Raw genomic sequence first — 17,020 nt, 5'->3', positions numbered from 1 at the left:
GTCAGGCCCTTTCGGTTTGGGTGCGAAGGTCGTGCAGAGCGTGCGACGGCGCGTCGTCGCCCAGCGGGTTGGTCACCCCGACGACGACGGTCCGGTGTTCGGCGAGCGCGCCGAGCCGCTGCACCGCGAGGTCGCGGCGTTCGTTGTCCCGGACCTGCTCGAGGTCCCCGACGATGAGCACCGGCCGGTCGGACATCAGCGCAAGGGTGATGCGCAGCAGGAAGAGTTCGAGATCGGACAGCTGGATGATGAAGGTCTTCGGCGACAGCAGGGGAACGTCGCCGAACACCGCGGCCATCTCCGGTACGTCCGACTGGACCGGCACCCAGGCCGGGAATGGTGACACCCAGCGGCGCTGCTCGGTGAGGACGGTCTGGACCGTGACCATGTCCTCCAGATCGTCGATGTCCTCGAAGGCCGCGATCGCGCAGTGCTTACGGATCGCACGCGGTCCCGTCGCCCCGTTGACGGTGACGGTGCCCTTGGTGGGCTTGAGCCGGCCGGCCAGAGTCAGTAGCAGCGTGTGCTGAGCGGGCCCGCCGGGCATCTGGATGGCGTGGAACCCAGGCTTGAGTTCCAGATCGACGTCGGAGTAGAGCGGGCCGTGCTCGCCGACGACGCCGAGGCCCTGCGCGGTGATCACCGGCGGGGTCTCCGCTGTGTCGGGGGCGGCCGTCGTCTCGTCGTCCATTGCTGCTCATCTCCGGGGTCGAAGTAACGATGGCCAGTAAATCAGCGCGCCGGGGCAGAAACTCCGATAGCGGCGTTCTCGCAGGTGTGATGTCATGCGGAATCGGCGGCGATATGCCGTGACGGACACATCGTGCTCGCAGACTTCGCGGATCGCTTGTGGGTAATCTCTGTGTGGCTCACCACTCGACGTCTGTCAAGAACAAAATTCTCAAATTCGAATAGCTCTGATTTCGTGTACGAGAGTCCCATTGTTATTGTCCCGTTATGCATCGCTTCGGGGGCTTTCTGGCAGCGTGTCTGCTCATCGGTTCATTGCTTGCGGGAATGCCTGCGGCCCATGCCGACGGCGACGAGCCGCAGTACGCCGAGTTCTATCTGCCCCCGGACCCGCTGCCGCCGGGCCGGCCCGGCGACCTGATCCGCACCGAACCGTCGCGGCTGGTGCTCGAACCGTCCGGCCAGCTCGGCGCCATCATGGCCACCGGGACGCGAATCATGTACCGCAGCACCGATGCTCGCGGAAATCCCGTCGCCGTGACCGGCACGTACTTCGAGCCGTACAACGACTGGCCGGGCAAGGGGCCGCGGCCTCTGATCAGCTACGCGGTGGGTACGCAGGGCCAGGGCAACCAGTGCGCGCCGTCGCGGCAGTTCAACCAGGGCATCCACTATTCGGGTGGCTGGGACATCATGGTCAACTACGAAGAGGCGTTCATCGCCACGATGGTCGCCCGCGGTTTCGCGATCGTGATGACCGACTACGAGGGCCTCGGCACTCCGGGGATGCACACGTACGTCAACCGCGTCGCCGAGGCCGCCGCGGTGCTCGACGCCGCGCGCGCCGCCAAGAAGCTCCCAGGCACCTCACTGGATCCGGATGGGCCCGTTGCCTTCTGGGGCTACTCACAGGGCGGCGGTGCGGCGGCGTCGGCAGCTGAGCTGGCGTCGTCCTATGCGCCGGAATTGCACGTCGTCGGGACCTACGCCGGCGCGCCGGTGGCCGACCTCAAAGAGTTGTTTCCGTACACCGACGGCAGTGCGCTCGTCGGCGTGGTCGGCTACGCGCTGAACGGCGAGATCTACGCCTACCCGGAGTTCGCCGACCTGATCCGCTCCAAGCTGACGCAGCGGGGCAAGGACATGCTCGAGAGCGTCTCGCGGCAGTGCGTCGGGCAGACGATCGTCGACTTCATGTTCCGGCACCTGCAGCCGTACTTCACCGAGGACATCAATGTGCTGATCGAGGAAGAGCCCTTCAAATCATTGTTCGAGATGCAGAAACTGGGCAAGTACAAGCCCAATGCCCCGGTGCTGATCAACAGCAACCGATACGACCCACTCGTGCCGTGGACCGCCGCCAATCAGCTGGGCCGGGACTGGTGTGACAAGGGCGCCGACATCGAGTTCCGCACCAACGAGGAACCGCCGTTCCTGAACAAACTGGTGATCAACCACGCGTTGCCGATGCTGGTCGACGGCGAGCCGGCGATGCAATGGATCGCTGCCCGGTTCAACGGCGAACCGACGACACCGAACTGCGGGACGTACTGAGTCGACGACTCAGTCGCGGCCGCCCGCTGCGGACGCGCGGATCACCCGGTCGCGACCGCGGCTCTTGGCTTCGTACATCGCCACGTCGGCGCGGCGAATGGCAGACCGCAATCCGGCCTTGTGCCCGAGCTGCGACACCCCGATACTCACCGTCCCCGCGAGCACGACGTCATTGTGGCTGAACGACGCGGCGGCGAACGCGACGCGTAGCCGGTCGGCGATGACCGCCGCCTGGCTTTCGTCGACGCCCGGCAGCATGGCGCAGAATTCCTCGCCGCCGATCCGGGCCAGCAGGTCGCCGCTCCGCAGGTTCGACCGTGCGACGCAGGCGAATTCGGTCAGCAGCCGGTCACCCGCTTCGTGCCCGAAGACGTCGTTGACGGCCTTGAATTCGTCCAGGTCCATCACGATCACCGAACATCGGAGCTGCCGCGCGACGCATTCCTCGGCGAGTCGCTGCGCCTGGATCATGAAACCGGCGCGATTCAGGGTGCTGGTGAGGGAGTCCAGCATCGCCGCGTCGGCCAGTTGATCCTCGAGCCGTTCCCACCCCATCAGGGACAGGCACAGGTTGATGGCCATCACGGCGAACGCGAAGAACAGCATCGGCATCGACACGGCGGGGGTCGTGGTGGCGAATTGGACCGCGCCCGCGTCGAGATGCAGGCTGACCGAGCGGCCGATGGTCGCCGCGGCCGCCACCACATACAGGACGATCAGGATGCGGCGCGAAGCCAGGCGCTCGACGCGCTGGGCCTTGATGCCGTCGACGACGCTGACCGTGAAGTACCCGGCCAGCACGAGGGCGGTCAGGGATACGCGGGCCGGGATGCTGGTCGTGAACGGCGGTATCAACTGGAACGCGGCCAAGACCGCCAGCGGTCCCGCTGCCATCACCCGGCCGCGGACAGGCTGGCCGTTGAAGGCGCACAGCCCGCCCCAGATCAATGACCAGCAGGTGACGATGAGGACATTGGACACCGTCACCGACCACACTTCGGGCACCAACCCGCGGGCGCTCAGCAGCCCAGCGCCGACCGCACCTGCGAAGTTGCCCGCGCCCCAGAGCTGGACCGCCGGATGCCGCCGCTTACCGGCACCAACCCAGACATGCAGCAACCCGAAAACCAGGGCGGTCATCGAGACGACCATCCACAGGGTGCGCACGTCTGGATTCATGTCGCGCTATCGGGTACGTCGGCAGGCGAGAAGGGTCGGGTGCGGCTGCGGCATAGCGCAAACTTACTCGCCGCTGCCCACGACTGTCGGCAGCATTGGGTAGGGTCCAGCCCGTGAATTTGAGCGTCAAGTCCGTGAACACCCGCCTGGCCGAAGAGTTGGCCGTCGCCGAAGGTCAGGTCGACGCCGCGGTACGGCTGCTGGACGAAGGCGCGACGGTGCCGTTCATCGCCCGGTACCGCAAGGAAGTCACCGGCAGCCTGGACGACGGCCAGCTCCGCACGCTGGAGGAGAGGCTGCGGTACCTGCGCGAACTGGATCAGCGACGGGACGCGGTGCTGGCCTCGATCGAAGAACAGGGCAAGCTGACCGACGACCTGAAGGCGGCGCTGCTGGCCGCCGACACCAAGGCGCGCGTGGAGGACATCTACCTCCCGTACAAACCAAAGCGGCGCACCAAGGCGCAGATCGCCCGTGAAGCCGGCCTGGAACCCTTGGCCGACCGGCTCCTTGCCGACCCGACGCTGACGCCCGATGAAGTCGCCGCCGAATTCCTCGGTGACGAGGTGGCCGACGTCGCCGCCGCGCTCGACGGGGCGCGCCACATCCTGGTGGAGCGGGTATCCGAGGACGCCGAACTGGTCGGCGCCGTGCGTGAGAAGTTCTGGTCCGACGGCGCCCTGACCACCAAACCGTGGTCCGAGGAAGCGGCGAAAAGCCCTGCCGCGCAGAAGTTCCGCGACTACTTCGAATACTCCGAGCCGCTGGAGGACATGCCGTCGCACCGCGTCCTGGCAGTGTTGCGCGGGGAGAAGGAAGAAGCGCTGTCGCTGAACTTCGACGGCGGCGACGAGACGCTGTACCAGGCGATGATCGCCCAGTCGCTCGGCGTCGACATGAGCGCCGGCGGCGCCGCCACCCCGTGGCTGACCGCGACGGTCGCCTGGGCGTGGCGCACAAAGCTGATGTTCTCGGCCGCTGTCGACGCCAGGATTCGGCTGCGTCAGCGTGCCGAGGAGGACGCCGTCGCGGTGTTCGCGAAGAACCTCAAGGACCTGCTGCTGGCCGCGCCCGCCGGGACGCGGTCCACGCTGGGGCTCGACCCCGGTTTCCGCACCGGTGTGAAGGTCGCGGTGGTGGACGGCACCGGAAAGGTCGTCGACACCTGCGCCATCTTCCCGCACCAGCCGCAGAACAAGTGGAACGACGCCAAGGCGACGCTGGCCGCCCTGGTCGCGCGGCACAACGTCGAGCTGATCGCCATCGGTAACGGCACCGCGTCGCGCGAAACCGATGCGCTGGCAACCGAACTCATCGCCGACCTCAAGGCCGCCGGGGCCGCCGGGCCCACCCGGCTGCCGACCAAGGCGATGGTCAGCGAGGCCGGCGCCTCGGTGTACTCGGCGTCGGCCTACGCTGCCCACGAACTGCCCGAACTGGACGTCACGCTGCGCGGCGCCGTCTCGATCGCCCGTCGCCTGCAGGACCCGCTCGCCGAGCTGGTCAAGATCGAGCCGAAATCCATCGGTGTCGGGCAGTACCAGCACGACGTGACCCCCGGAACGCTGGCCCGCAGCCTCGACGCGGTCGTCGAAGATGCCGTGAACGCCGTCGGCGTCGACCTCAACACGGCCTCGGTGCCACTGCTGGCGAAGGTCTCCGGCGTGACCGAATCGCTGGCCGAATCGATCGTGTCGCACCGCGACAAGACCGGACCGTTCCGCAGCCGCAATGGACTGCTCGACGTTCCGCGCCTGGGGCCCAAGGCCTTTGAACAGTGCGCCGGCTTCCTGCGCATCCGGGAAGGCGACGACCCGCTGGACGCCTCGGGCGTGCACCCCGAGGCCTACCCGGTGGTGCGGCGCATCCTGGACCGTGCCGGCGTCACCCTCGCCGAATTGATCGGCGACGAGCGCAAGCTGCGGGCCCTCAAGCCGGCGGAGTTCGCCGACGAGCGTTTCGGCATCCCCACGGTGACCGACATCCTTGGCGAACTGGAGAAGCCGGGCCGCGACCCGCGGCCCGCGTTCTCCACCGCCACCTTCGCAGCCGGCGTGGAGAAGGTGTCCGACCTCAAGGTCGGCATGGTCCTGGAGGGCGTGGTGACCAACGTCGCCGCCTTCGGCGCCTTCATCGACGTCGGTGTGCACCAGGACGGATTGGTGCACGTCTCGGCGATGGCCGACCGCTTCGTCTCCGACCCGCACGACGTGGTCAAGTCCGGGCAGGTCGTCAAGGTCAAGGTGCTCGAGGTCGACACCGAACGGCAGCGCATCGGGCTCAGCCTGCGGTTGAACGACGATCCGCAGCGTCCCCGCGACGGCAAGCGGCCCGAGCAGGGCAGCGGCCCCCGGCGTGACGGCGGCGGACAGCCACGCGGGCGCGACGGCGGCAACCGTGGCGGCAACGGCGGTGGTAACGGCGGCCGTAACCCGCAGCGCGGCAACGGAGGTGGCCGCCGCGAGGCTGCGCCGTCGGGTTCGATGGCCGAGGCGCTGCGCAAGGCGGGCTTCGGCAAGTAGGGCCGACTTGACTCCGCGGCCAGGGCGCGAAAGCTCGAGTGCGCAGCGCCCTGGCCGCAGGCTCAACGTGGATGAAGAAGAGATCAGGAATCGAGAAGCGACGTCGATCGGCCCCCGGTTAGCGTGTGGGTATGCCCAGCAGAACGCATGCCGCTGACAGTCACGATCTGATTCGCGTGGTCGGTGCCCGCGAGAACAACCTCAAGGACATCAGCGTCGAGATACCCAAGCGGCGCCTGACGGTGTTCACCGGCGTGTCCGGTTCCGGCAAGAGTTCGCTGGTGTTCGACACCATCGCCGCCGAATCGCAACGGCTGATCAACGAGACCTACAGCGCGTTCGTCCAGGGTTTCATGCCGTCGCAGGCCCGTCCCGATGTCGACGTGCTGGAAGGGCTGACGACCGCGATCATCGTCGACCAGGAGCGAATGGGTTCCGACCCGCGCTCCACCGTCGGCACGGCCACCGATACCGGCGCCCTGCTGCGCATCCTGTTCAGCCGGGTCGGCGAACCGAACATCGGCTCACCGCAGGCGTTTTCGTTCAACGTCGCCTCGATCAGCGGGGCCGGCGCGGTGACCATGGAACGCGCCGGACGCACCGTCAAAGAGCGTCGCGACTTCAACATCGTGGGCGGCATGTGCCTCCGGTGCGAGGGTCGCGGCGCGGTCAACGATATCGATCTCACCGCGCTCTACGACGACAGCAAGACGATCAACGAGGGCGCGATCACCATTCCCGGCTTCAGCATCGACGGCTGGTACGGCCGAATCTTCAACGGCTGCGGCTTCTTCGACCCAGACAAGCCGATTCGCAAGTTCACCAAGAAGGAACTCGACGCGCTGTTGCACAAGGAAGCGACCAAGATCAAGGTCGACGGGGTCAACCTCACCTACCTGGGGCTCATTCCGCAGATCAAGAAGTCGTTCCTGAGCAAGGACGTCGAAGCGATGCAACCCCACATCCGGGCCTTCGTCGAGCGGGCGGTGACGTTCACGACGTGCCCCGAGTGCGAGGGCACCCGGTTGTCGGAGTTGGCGCGGTCATCAAAGATCAAGGGCGTCAACATCGCTGAGGCATGCGCCATGCAGATCACCGACCTGGCCGAGTGGGTCGGGGCGCTGGCCGATGACAAGCGCCTCGGCGCCGGCGTGACACCCCTGTTGGCGACGTTGCGGCACACGCTCGACTCGTTCGTCGGGATCGGGCTGGGCTACCTGTCCCTCGCGCGGCCGGCGGGAACGCTGTCCGGCGGAGAAGCGCAGCGGGTCAAGATGATTCGCCATCTGGGTTCGGCGCTGACCGACGTCACCTATGTGTTCGACGAGCCGACCATCGGCCTGCACCCCCACGACATCACCCGCATGAACGAACTGCTGATCCAGTTGCGGGACAAGGGAAATACCGTGCTGGTGGTCGAGCACAAGCCAGAAGTCATCGCCATCGCCGACCACGTGGTGGATCTGGGTCCCGAGGCCGGCTCGGGCGGGGGCCAGGTGGTCTACGAAGGCACCGTGAAGGGGCTGCGTGGCAGCGGCAGCGTCACCGGCCGGCACCTGGACGACCGCGCGGCGCTCAAAGATTCGGTGCGAGAAGCCAACGGCGCCTTGCCGATTCGCGGGGCAAACACCAACAATTTGCGGGACGTCGACGTCGACATCCCGCTCGGTGTACTAGCCGTGATCACGGGCGTGGCGGGCTCGGGCAAGAGCTCCCTGATCGACGGCTCGGTCGCCGGCCGCGACGGCGTCGTCACCATCGACCAGGCGCCGATCCGGGGATCCCGACGTAGCAACCCCGCCACCTACACCGGGCTGCTCGACCACATCCGGAAGGCCTTCGCGAAGGCCAACAACGTCAAACCCGCACTGTTCAGCTCGAATTCGGAGGGCGCGTGCCCCGCGTGCAACGGCGCCGGAGTCATCTACACCGACCTCGGGGTGATGGCGACCGTCGAATCCCGCTGCGAAGAATGCGAAGGCCGGCGGTTCGGCGCCTCGGTGCTCGAGTACACCGTCGGCGGGCAGAACATCGCCGAAGTACTCGCCATGCCCGTCGCCGACGCCGAGCGGTTCTTCGCCGACGGCGACGCAAAAGTGCCGTCCGCGCAGAAAATCCTGGCTCGAATGGTCGACGTCGGACTGGGCTACCTCACGCTGGGACAGCCGCTGACCACGCTGTCCGGCGGAGAACGGCAACGTCTCAAGCTCGCCACGCAGATGGGGGAGAAGGGGGAGGTCTACATCCTCGACGAGCCGACCACCGGCCTGCACCTCGCGGATGTCGAGCAACTGCTCGCGCTGCTGGACCGGATCGTCGACGGCGGCAAGTCCGTCATCGTCATCGAACATCATCAGGCCGTCATGGCGCACGCCGACTGGATCATCGACCTCGGTCCCGGCGCAGGTCACGACGGTGGCCGGGTGATCTTCGAGGGTTCGCCGGCGGACCTGGTCGCGGCCGGCAACACCCTGACCGGAGCCCACCTCGCCGAGTACGTCAAATAGCAGTCAGGGCTGCGACCGGTCGTCGATCGCAGCCCTGACTGTGAAACAGAGGGGTTCTCGAAGGGTTAGACGGGCATCTCGGGGCCCTCAGGGGCCGGAGCGGGAGCCTCGGGAGCAGGCGCCGGAGCCTCGGGAGCCGGCGCAAAGTTGGCGGCCTCGACGATCTCAGGGGCCGGGAGGTCGGCCGGACCGGCCGGAGGTGCCAGCGGGGCGTCCAGAGGGCCATCCAGGGGCAGATCGGCGGGGATCTCGTCGCCGGGGGCCATGGGCAGGTGCATGTGGTGGGTGAACTGGCGCTGGAAGGCGCCGCCGCCACCTACGCGGACGCCGCCGCCCTCGCCACTGGACACCGGGGTGCCGTCGGGCAGGGTCGCTGCAGTGTGGCCGCCGTTCCAGCCGACGTTCAGGGCGCCGGGCGCGGTGCCGGGGAGGAAGCCACGGGCGCGCAGCGCCGCCTCTTCGTTACCGGTGTTGAACCGGTCGCCGTAGACGGGCCGGCCGGTGGCTGCGTTGGCCACCCAGGACACCAATCCGGAGCAGTCGGTGCCGTGTGCTGTGTCGCCGCCGGAGATGTACGGCGTACCCGAAACCTGGTTGACCAGAGCCAGCAGCGATGCGGTCGCAATAGCAAACATGACGATGAACGCTAGCAATGGAAAATCGAGAGCGTCAAAATGCTGTGTCTGCCATCACGTTTCGCGAATCCTGTGGTGTGCGTTACATCCACGTTTATTCGCATCATGATGGGGCAGAAGTGATTTCGCGTATTCGCAGGTGAATGCGCAAAACATACTGCCATACACAGCTTTTGCGCAAATGCAAGGTTGCAACCCTCGTTGCGAGGTCGTGACCAGCTAATTCCGAGACGGTGCTCTGAGGCCCTTGCGCGGTTTCGGCGCCGATTTTGGACCTCGGCATGGCGGCTCATGACGGCAATTCGGCGGATACGGACTGACCTTCTGAAACGGTCAAGTTACGGTGGATCGATGTGGCTGTCCCGGTCCCGATTCGAGCTGCGTGAAGCGGTGCCGGGCGCGCCTGAAGACGTTCGCACCTTCTATACAGATCTGGCGAACATGAAGCTGGTGCATCCGCTCGTGGTGGCGGTGGATTGCGTGGACGACCGGCAGGATGCGCGAGGCCACTTCCGGGCGTACCGAGTGCGGGATCGCATCCCGCTGGGCCCGCTCAGCTTGGCTGTGACCTATCGCGCGACGGTGCTGATCGCGCCAGGCGGCGTCGTGCATAGCGAGGCGCGCCAATTTCCCCGGGTACGGCTCCGCGGCACGGTGACCTTCGCGCCGGCCGGCGCCGGTACCACCGTCATAGAGGCGGTAGATATAGAAGCGCCCCGGCCGCTCGCGGCTTTCACTGCCGCGGCGGCGGAGAAAGCGCATGCGGCGATGCTGGCGGCGATTCGGCGCCACTTCGAGGAAAGCGCGGGCTGATCGGCCTGCTGGACGGATGGCGCGGCGTCTTCCGAAAAACTTTGGTCACTTTGTTCCCGCTGGTCACGGTAGGCAACTGAGGCCGCATAGGTCACAGCGAATTGTCGGTACTTCGAACTAGTGTTCGATACATGGGATTGACCGATCCGGCTGTCATCGAGCAGGCGTACGCCGCGTACGAAGCTGCCGCGGCCACGATCGCATCCCTGGACCACACCGGCCTGGACGCGCGCACCCTGCTGGAGCTGCAGTCGCGCCGCGAAACGGTGAAGTGCGCGGCCGAAGCGGTCGATCACCACATCCTGGCCGCCGCCCAAACCCAGGCCACCGCCAAAGACATCGGGGCCAAAGATTGGCCCGAGGTACTGCACATCCGGCTGCGCATCAGCCGGGAAGAAGCCCGCCGCCGGGTCCGCGACTGCGATCACCTGGGGCCGCGGTCGGCGATCACCGGGGAACCGTTGGGTCCGGTGTGGGAACTGGTCGCCGCCGCCCAGGCCGACGGCGTCATCAACGGTGAGCACGTGCAGGTGATCACCTGGTTTTTCCAGAAGCTGCCGCTGTGGGCGGCCGACCCGGTCACCCTGTTGCAGTGCGAGGCCGATCTGGTGGCCGACGCCCGAGTCAAAACCCCCGAGGACCTACGGCGCGCGGCCGCGGACTTGTTGTACCGACTCGATCAGGACGGGCCCGAACCCGACGATGACGAGCCCGACCCGAAACGCTCCTTCGTAATGGGTAAGCAGCGGCCCGACGGCCGCACCGAGGTCACTGCCCAGCTCGATCCGGAAGGGCGGGCCTACTGGCAGACACTGTTCGACAAATACGCCGCCCCGGGGATGTGCAACCCCGCCGACGAGGTGCCGTGCGTGTCGGGCACGCCCACCCAGGAACAGATCGATGCGGATACCCGCACCCTGGCCCAGCGGCAGTACGACGCGTTCAAAATGGTCGGGCGGATGATGCTGGCCTCATCCGCCGGGGTGCGCAACGGCTTCCCGGTCGCGGTGGTCGGCAGCTGCACCGTCGCCGAGTTGGAAAAACGTGCCGGGGTCGTTTTGACCCACACCGGCACCAAGCTGCCGGTCAAAGATCTGATCCGGATGGCCGCACAGGGGTCGGACAACTACCTGGCCGTCTTCGACGACCACACCGGCCAACCGCTCTATCTGGGCCGGGCCGCGCGCACCGCCAGCACGGCGCAGCGGCTGGCCCTGTTCGCCCGGGACCGGGGCTGCACCCGCCCCAACTGCACCGCCCCGGCCTCGCGCAGCCAGGTGCATCACCTCACCAACTGGCGCGACGGCGGACTGACCAACGTCGATGTCATGACCCTGGCCTGCGGCTGCGACAACCGGCTCGCCGACACCGGCGGCTGGCGCACCGCCATGGGCCCCGATGGCCGCACCCACTGGACCCCACCACCACTCCTAGATGTGGGCCAACCACGCACCAACCAGTACCACCGCCCGACGCTGTACACCGCAGAGCGCGGCGGAGACGCCGACGGCGATGGTGAAAGCGACAGTCCCACAAGGTGATACGGCACGCCGAGCGTGCCGGGCCGGCGGCCGGCCCCACCGACTACTGGCGGTTTACGACTACCGCGGGAGGCGAAAATGTTGCGCTGCAGACGAATTGGCTGCGAACGACTGCCGGAGGTAGACGGTCGACGCCCCGCCGCAGTGGTCACCCCGTGGTGGCGCGGCCCGCTCGGTCTGTGGGGCAGCGGGTCAGGCGTGGCGGGTCAAGCCGTAGCGGTCAGCTCGGGAAGAACCCGTCGCCGGTCTTGAAACCGGGCTGCCAGCCCTGCGGGCCGAGGCACAGCAGCGGGCGGCCGTCGGGGGCCTGGGCCGCGGTCTGCGGACCCGGGCACGGAGAACCGATGTCCTTGACGCCCTGGATCGCATAGGAGTAGCCCCAGAATCCGGTGTCGACCGGCGGCCACTGATTGGGGATCCAGTGACACGCCATCGACGCGCCGCCGGGGCCGCGGCCGAAGATGAAGATGTCGTGGCTGTCGCACGGTGCGCCGTTGACGGCCTGGTAGTTCATGCCGGGGACATCGGTGGGGTAGCGGCCGGGATCGTCGTTGCCGCCCAGGGCCGGATCGGCACTCGCGAACGGGGCCAGCCCGATGGCGGTTCCGGCGATCGCTGCGGCCACCGTCAGTACCCGAAACATCCTGGTCATCTCCCCTCGCACTACTGCCACACGACAATGTGGCAAAGCGTAGCGTGTCAGCCGCGTCGCCGGGGATATTGTCGACAGGTCAATATCAGTGCGGTTCGTGCCGCGGAGCTTGATCGTCGTCTGCCGGCGGCGTCGCGGTCTGCTCGGGCGCGTCCAACACACTCACCCCGATGCCGTAAGGCAGGAACCTGACCTTGCGGGAGGGGTCGGTGTTGTTCTTGTTCGCCCGCAGCGCCTCCAACTCGGAGGGGTAGACCTCCTCGACGTGTGCCCCACCGTCCGCGGCCACGGTGTACACCACCCACACCCCGTCGCCCGTGTCACCCGTCGTCTCGGGCTGCGTGGCATGCCGCGGCGTCCGGGTCAGGTCGTTCATCACGTTGGCCCAGGCAGCACCGCGGCCGAGGCGGTCGAACACGCCGCGGATGCCCTCGCCCGTCTCGCGCAGGACGCGATCGAACTCTTCGGGATCGATGCCGAACGGGCCGTTGTTGCTCATACCGACCAGTGTGCGCGACATCGGCGACATCTGCCACGACCATCCGGCCGGCCATCCCCTCGCAGCCGAACTCGGCGGTGGTGGACGATGGAGACATGCCCGCACCGCAATCGCCGACCCGCGATGACCTCCTGGCCACCGTCGAGCGCTCGCCCGCCGCCACCGCGGCGCATGACAAGGCGGCCTGGGTGGGTCTGTTCAGCGCCGATGGACGTGTCGAGGACCCGGTCGGCTCGCGGCCGCACGTCGGGCACCGCGCGATCGGACAGTTCTACGACACCTTCATCGGGCCCCGCACCATCGTGTTCCACCGCGACGCCGACATCGTGCTCGGCAACACCGTCGTGCGTGACCTGGAACTGGAAGTGCACATGGGCGCCAATGTGCAGCTGCGGATTCCGGTCTACCTGCAGTACGACGTGGTGACCGAGGGCTCCGATCCGTCACTGAAAATTTCTCGGCTGCAAGCGTTTTGGGAACTTCCGGGCATGGTCGCGCAGTTCGTGCGCTGCGGTGCCGCGGCCCTCCCGGCCGGATTGGGACTGTCGGGGGCACTGTTGCGGAACCAGGGACCCGGTGGCGCGGTGGGATTCCTCGCCGGCCTGCGCACCGGCGGAACCCGGGCAAAACGGTTGCTCACCGCGCTGCTGGCCGACGCCGCGACCGGTGATGCCCTGGCGGTCAAGCGGCGGCTGAGTGAGCCATCGCAGATCACCCGCGGCTTCGATGTCCGCCTCAGCGTCTCCGAACTCGTCGAGGAGCTGACGGGAACCCGGGTGGAGAAGGTGATAGCCGCAGGCCGGTACGTCCTGGCCGGGGTCCGGCGCGACGGCTACCGCGGGGTGGTCATCGCGGAGTTGGCCCTCGGGAGTCGGGGTATCAGCGGCCTGCGACTCTTTGCCGAATGAAGCCGCCAGTTGCCGCGGCTTCCGTCCCCGACATGAGAACGTAGTCACACCATGCCAGTGCAACCACAACACGAATACATGTCCTACGAGGAGTTCGGTCGACGATTCTTCGAGGTCGCTGTCAGTGAGGAGCGCGTCGCGGACGCGATCGGCGGCATCGCCGGTGAAGCCTTCGACATGGGTCCCATCGCCCAGGGACCCGGCGGGCTCGCCAAGGTCACCGCACGCGTGCAGATCAAACACCCCGTGGTGGCCAGGACGCTCGGTGAAGAGATCACCTTTGCGATCCGCATCCCGCTGGAAATCGACATGACGCTCGACCTGCGCATCGACCGGCCGCGGTTCATGGTGTTCGGCGAGATCAACCTGACCGCGACCGCGCGGGCCGCGCACCCACTGCTGCTCGTCATCGACGTCAAGACGCCGCGGTCGTCGGACATCGCCATCCACGTCACGTCGTCGTCGATCCGCGCGGAGCTGCTCCGGATCGTCGCCAACGTCGACGGCGAGATCCGGCGGTTCATCGCCCACCATGTGGCAGGCGAGATCAACGGCGCAGATGCCAAGGTCATCGACATCGGAACCCGGATCGCGAGCGCCTGGACCGGCGTCTGAGACGGCCGCGAGGCGGTATCGGCAATTTGATTCCCGTACGATGCAGGGATCATGAAGAGCACATTCGGTACCGCCATCGCAATCGCAGCAACCACCGCCGGCATCGTCGGTAGCCTGGTCACGGCCGGTTCGGCCAGCGCAGATGCGGGTGTCGACGCCTTCAACAACGCGCTCGGCAACGCCGACATGATGCTGCCGAACGGCTCTGACCCGGTCGCGTTGGGCCAGTCGGTGTGTCCGATGCTCGCTCAGCCCGGCCAGACCCTGGCCGACGCCGCAGCCAAGGTCGCGGACACGTCCGGCATGTCGCTGGGCCCGGCCACCATGTTCACCGGCTTCGCGATCTCGTCGTTCTGCCCGGGGGTCGTCGGTGCGCTCGGCCGTGGCGAATCGCCGCTGCCCATGGGACTACTCGGCCTCGGATAACGCCGACTGCGCGTCGAGTGGCGTCATGACCGGGCGTTTCGGCTCGAGACCCTTTCCCCGGGAACTGCCCAGCGTGTGCCGCCACACCCAGGGCATCAGCATGTTCTGGGCCCACATCAGCTGCGAGTACATCCGCTCGCGCAGTCGCGGCAGAACAAGTTCGCCATCGACCTCTGCCCAGCGGTGGTCACTGCCCGGCAATCCCAGCGCCTCGGCCGCGGCATCGGCGAACAGTTGATGACCGTGCGGGGAGCCGTGCACCCGATCGACGGCCCAGGTGGCGGGATCGAGCATCGAGGTGGCCGCCGACAGGTCGACCAGGCGGAATCCGAAGTGCTTCGAATCGGCCCGGATCACCTCGTTGATCCGGCGCAGCCGGCCGCTGAGCAGCCGTCCGACCGGCAGGATGCGGGCGATATCGGGAAACGTCGTCGTGACGACGGTCGCGCCGGTCGCGGCGAGCTCGGTGTGCACGCGCCGCATGTCCGCCAGCGCCTGGTCGAAGCTGCGCACCGGCCGCGTGACGTCATTCATGCCGATGCAGCTCGTGATCAGGTCAGGGTTCATCGTGCGGGCGAGTGGCAGTTGCCGGTCGAGTACGTCACTGATGCGCCGGCCCCGCACCGCGAGGTTCGCGTAGTGAAGCCCGGGCTGCAACGCGTTGAGCCGCCAGGCCAGGCGGTCGGCGAATCCCCGAATGGCGTTGTCGTCTGTGCCGTCCACGTCCAACAGGCCTTCGGTCTGGCTGTCGCCGAGCGCGACGTATCGGGAGTAGCCGATGGTCACGACCGTGACTGTAATGAACGATCGGCAGATCTTCAGCGCAGGCGGTCAGCCCGGCCAGATCACGTCGAGCGGGCGGCCCACCACGCTGAGTTGGTTGATCAGTTCGTCCAGCACGGCGCGGGGTAGATCGAACTGCCATTCCGGCAGCATCGCGCCGACCCGCACGACGCCCGGACCGAGTTCGACCGAGGTCAGGGTCATGCCGAACGGCAGCTCGGGCAGCCGCACCGGGTAGGCCGGAGCGAGGCCGGGCACCGGCACCCGGGTGGAACCCACCGTCAGGCCGCGGGGCTTGAGCCACAGCGTGTTGCCATGCAGCTGGGGATCGACCTCGACGGACCCGGAGCGGAAGCGCGACAACCGGATTCGGGCGACGCCGTCCACGCCGATCTCGGTGCTGACCCGAGGCTCAGCGGCCCGGATCAGCTCGTCGAGCGAGTCGGAAGGGACCTCGACCATCAGCTGCACGGGCGCGGCGGCCAGCATCGGTGGAACCGACGGCCGGACATGCAGGTTGTGCAGCTTCGCCGTGATCGAATTCAGCACGGTGCCGGCCCATTTCACCTTGTTCGCGGTGATGTTGACGGTGCCGATATGGCCGACGGCGAAGATGCTCGCGTCCCACCGGGAATCGAACTCGGCGACGGTCAGAGCCAGGTCGCTGGTACTCAGCCGGACCGTGATCCGGCGGCCGATGACCAGCGGCCGCACCGTCAGCAGCGCCGTCCGATACGCCGCGGCCGCCCCGGTGCTCACCGGCAGCACCGCGGCGGTCGACACCACCGAGGTGAACAGATCGAACGGTCGGAGCGGGTCCCACCGGCGCGGCGGACGCGTCATGGGCTCCAGCATGCCTGGATCTGCCGCCGGTGCACCAGTCGGAGTCGGGGGCACGGTCTCCCGGTAACGTCGAGTCGTGGCTGAGTCTGATGAGCTGTACCGGCAACGCGACCGCGCTGATTCCTTCGGCGGTGCCGCCCGTGCCTATGACCGGCACCGGCCCCGGTACCCGGAGCCCATGCTCGACGAACTGGTCGGCCCGGCCTCGGTCCGGGTGCTCGACGTCGGCGCCGGAACCGGGATCGCGTCCCGCCAGCTGATTGCCCACGGGGCGGAACTGGTTGCGCTGGAACCGGATCCGAGAATGGCCGAGATCGCCGCCGAGCACGGCGTCACGGTAGAGGTGGCCACGTTCGAAGATTGGGACGACGCCGGCCGGACGTTCGACGTGGTCCTGTTCGCCCAGTCGTTCCACTGGGTCGACCCGGCGGCGGCGCTGCCGAAGGTACGCCGGTTGCTGGCCCCGGGCGGGCGGCTGGCATTGGCGTGGAACCGGCTGTTTCCCGTCCAGCCGTCGCGCGCGGACTTCGCTGCGGTGTACCGCGACTTCCTCGACGCCGCTTCACCTTTGGTGACCGGGACACCTACCGGCGGGACGGGCTCGGGGATGGACAGCACCGACCTGGTGGCCGACCTGGAAGCCGCCGGTTTCACCGTGCGGCAGCACACGTACGAGCGCGGTGAGCAGTACAGCCGTGAGCAATGGCTGGACCTGGTGTTCACCTACTCCAACCACCTGGTGCTCCCCGCTGACCGCGCCGCGGAGCTGCGCGCCCGGCTGGGCGCGGTGATCGGCGACGGTGGCGTGCAGGTCGGCGGCGACACCCTGCTGATCGTCGCGCAACCTGCCTAA

16 protein-coding genes are annotated in these 17,020 nt (G+C 67.5%); 9 read left to right on the top strand and 7 right to left on the bottom strand.

The window, feature by feature from the left end:
* Position 1 precedes the first annotated feature (1 nt).
* A complete protein-coding gene (locus tag ACWW1C_RS15200; RefSeq protein ID WP_455979155.1) occupies positions 2-691 on the bottom strand; it encodes a hypothetical protein in 690 nt (229 codons plus the stop codon).
* 266 nt (positions 692-957) lie between these two features.
* On the opposite strand from ACWW1C_RS15200, the gene ACWW1C_RS15195 reads away from it, so the two are divergent.
* The gene (locus ACWW1C_RS15195) at positions 958-2,244 is read left to right on the top strand and encodes a lipase family protein (protein WP_455979154.1); all 1,287 of its coding nucleotides are present in this window, start codon (positions 958-960) and stop codon (positions 2,242-2,244) included.
* A gap of 9 nt (positions 2,245-2,253) precedes the next feature.
* On the opposite strand, the gene ACWW1C_RS15190 is transcribed toward ACWW1C_RS15195, so the two are convergent.
* Positions 2,254-3,423, bottom strand: a complete 1,170-nt coding sequence (locus ACWW1C_RS15190; protein ID WP_455979153.1) for a GGDEF domain-containing protein — start codon at positions 3,421-3,423, stop codon at positions 2,254-2,256.
* Between the two features lie 113 nt (positions 3,424-3,536).
* Here ACWW1C_RS15190 and ACWW1C_RS15185 point away from each other — a divergent pair, with 113 nt between their 5' ends.
* Complete coding sequence (locus tag ACWW1C_RS15185) at positions 3,537-5,945, top strand: Tex family protein (protein WP_455979152.1); 2,409 nt, start codon at positions 3,537-3,539, stop codon at positions 5,943-5,945.
* A gap of 131 nt (positions 5,946-6,076) precedes the next feature.
* The gene (locus ACWW1C_RS15180) at positions 6,077-8,452 is read left to right on the top strand and encodes an ATP-binding cassette domain-containing protein (protein WP_455979151.1); all 2,376 of its coding nucleotides are present in this window, start codon (positions 6,077-6,079) and stop codon (positions 8,450-8,452) included.
* Positions 8,453-8,517: 65 nt separating this feature from the next.
* Here ACWW1C_RS15180 and ACWW1C_RS15175 read toward each other — a convergent pair whose 3' ends face one another.
* A complete protein-coding gene (locus tag ACWW1C_RS15175) occupies positions 8,518-9,087 on the bottom strand; it encodes a peptidoglycan endopeptidase (protein WP_455979150.1) in 570 nt (189 codons plus the stop codon).
* A gap of 351 nt (positions 9,088-9,438) precedes the next feature.
* Between ACWW1C_RS15175 and ACWW1C_RS15170 the strand changes: the two genes are divergently transcribed.
* On the top strand, positions 9,439-9,900 hold the full coding sequence (locus tag ACWW1C_RS15170; RefSeq protein ID WP_455979149.1) for an SRPBCC family protein: 462 nt from the start codon (positions 9,439-9,441) through the stop codon (positions 9,898-9,900).
* Positions 9,901-10,031: 131 nt separating this feature from the next.
* Entirely contained in the window at positions 10,032-11,441 is a 1,410-nt protein-coding gene (locus ACWW1C_RS15165) for a DUF222 domain-containing protein (RefSeq protein ID WP_455979148.1), read from the top strand.
* A gap of 220 nt (positions 11,442-11,661) precedes the next feature.
* Here ACWW1C_RS15165 and ACWW1C_RS15160 read toward each other — a convergent pair whose 3' ends face one another.
* Together ACWW1C_RS15160 and ACWW1C_RS15155 are read right to left on the bottom strand one after the other, a co-directional pair.
* A complete protein-coding gene (locus tag ACWW1C_RS15160) occupies positions 11,662-12,084 on the bottom strand; it encodes a hypothetical protein (protein ID WP_418005913.1) in 423 nt (140 codons plus the stop codon).
* A 94-nt stretch (positions 12,085-12,178) separates the two neighbouring features.
* A complete protein-coding gene (locus ACWW1C_RS15155) occupies positions 12,179-12,592 on the bottom strand; it encodes a hypothetical protein (RefSeq protein WP_455979147.1) in 414 nt (137 codons plus the stop codon).
* A 95-nt stretch (positions 12,593-12,687) separates the two neighbouring features.
* Between ACWW1C_RS15155 and ACWW1C_RS15150 the strand changes: the two genes are divergently transcribed.
* Genes ACWW1C_RS15150 through ACWW1C_RS15140 form a run of 3 tightly spaced genes read left to right on the top strand, consistent with a single transcriptional unit; the run spans position 12,688 to position 14,541 of the window.
* Positions 12,688-13,500 carry a nuclear transport factor 2 family protein gene (locus ACWW1C_RS15150; RefSeq protein WP_455979146.1) on the top strand — a complete coding sequence of 271 codons (813 nt, stop codon included), beginning with the start codon at positions 12,688-12,690 and terminating at the stop codon, positions 13,498-13,500.
* Positions 13,501-13,551: 51 nt separating this feature from the next.
* Complete coding sequence (locus ACWW1C_RS15145) at positions 13,552-14,115, top strand: hypothetical protein (RefSeq protein WP_138249430.1); 564 nt, start codon at positions 13,552-13,554, stop codon at positions 14,113-14,115.
* A 51-nt stretch (positions 14,116-14,166) separates the two neighbouring features.
* A complete protein-coding gene (locus ACWW1C_RS15140; protein WP_455979145.1) occupies positions 14,167-14,541 on the top strand; it encodes a DUF732 domain-containing protein in 375 nt (124 codons plus the stop codon).
* On the opposite strand, the gene ACWW1C_RS15135 is transcribed toward ACWW1C_RS15140, so the two are convergent.
* A complete protein-coding gene (locus ACWW1C_RS15135; protein ID WP_455979144.1) occupies positions 14,524-15,327 on the bottom strand; it encodes an SGNH/GDSL hydrolase family protein in 804 nt (267 codons plus the stop codon). The two genes, ACWW1C_RS15140 and ACWW1C_RS15135, sit on opposite strands and share 18 nt — an antisense overlap.
* A gap of 45 nt (positions 15,328-15,372) precedes the next feature.
* Positions 15,373-16,167: an LmeA family phospholipid-binding protein gene (locus tag ACWW1C_RS15130; RefSeq protein WP_455979143.1), complete on the bottom strand. Its 795-nt coding sequence runs from the start codon at positions 16,165-16,167 to the stop codon at positions 15,373-15,375.
* 94 nt (positions 16,168-16,261) lie between these two features.
* Here ACWW1C_RS15130 and ACWW1C_RS15125 point away from each other — a divergent pair, with 94 nt between their 5' ends.
* The gene (locus ACWW1C_RS15125; RefSeq protein WP_455984295.1) at positions 16,262-17,020 is read left to right on the top strand and encodes a class I SAM-dependent methyltransferase; all 759 of its coding nucleotides are present in this window, start codon (positions 16,262-16,264) and stop codon (positions 17,018-17,020) included.

Source organism: Mycobacterium sp. HM-7, assembly GCF_053852335.1.
This window is presented reverse-complemented; position numbering and strand designations above follow the sequence as displayed.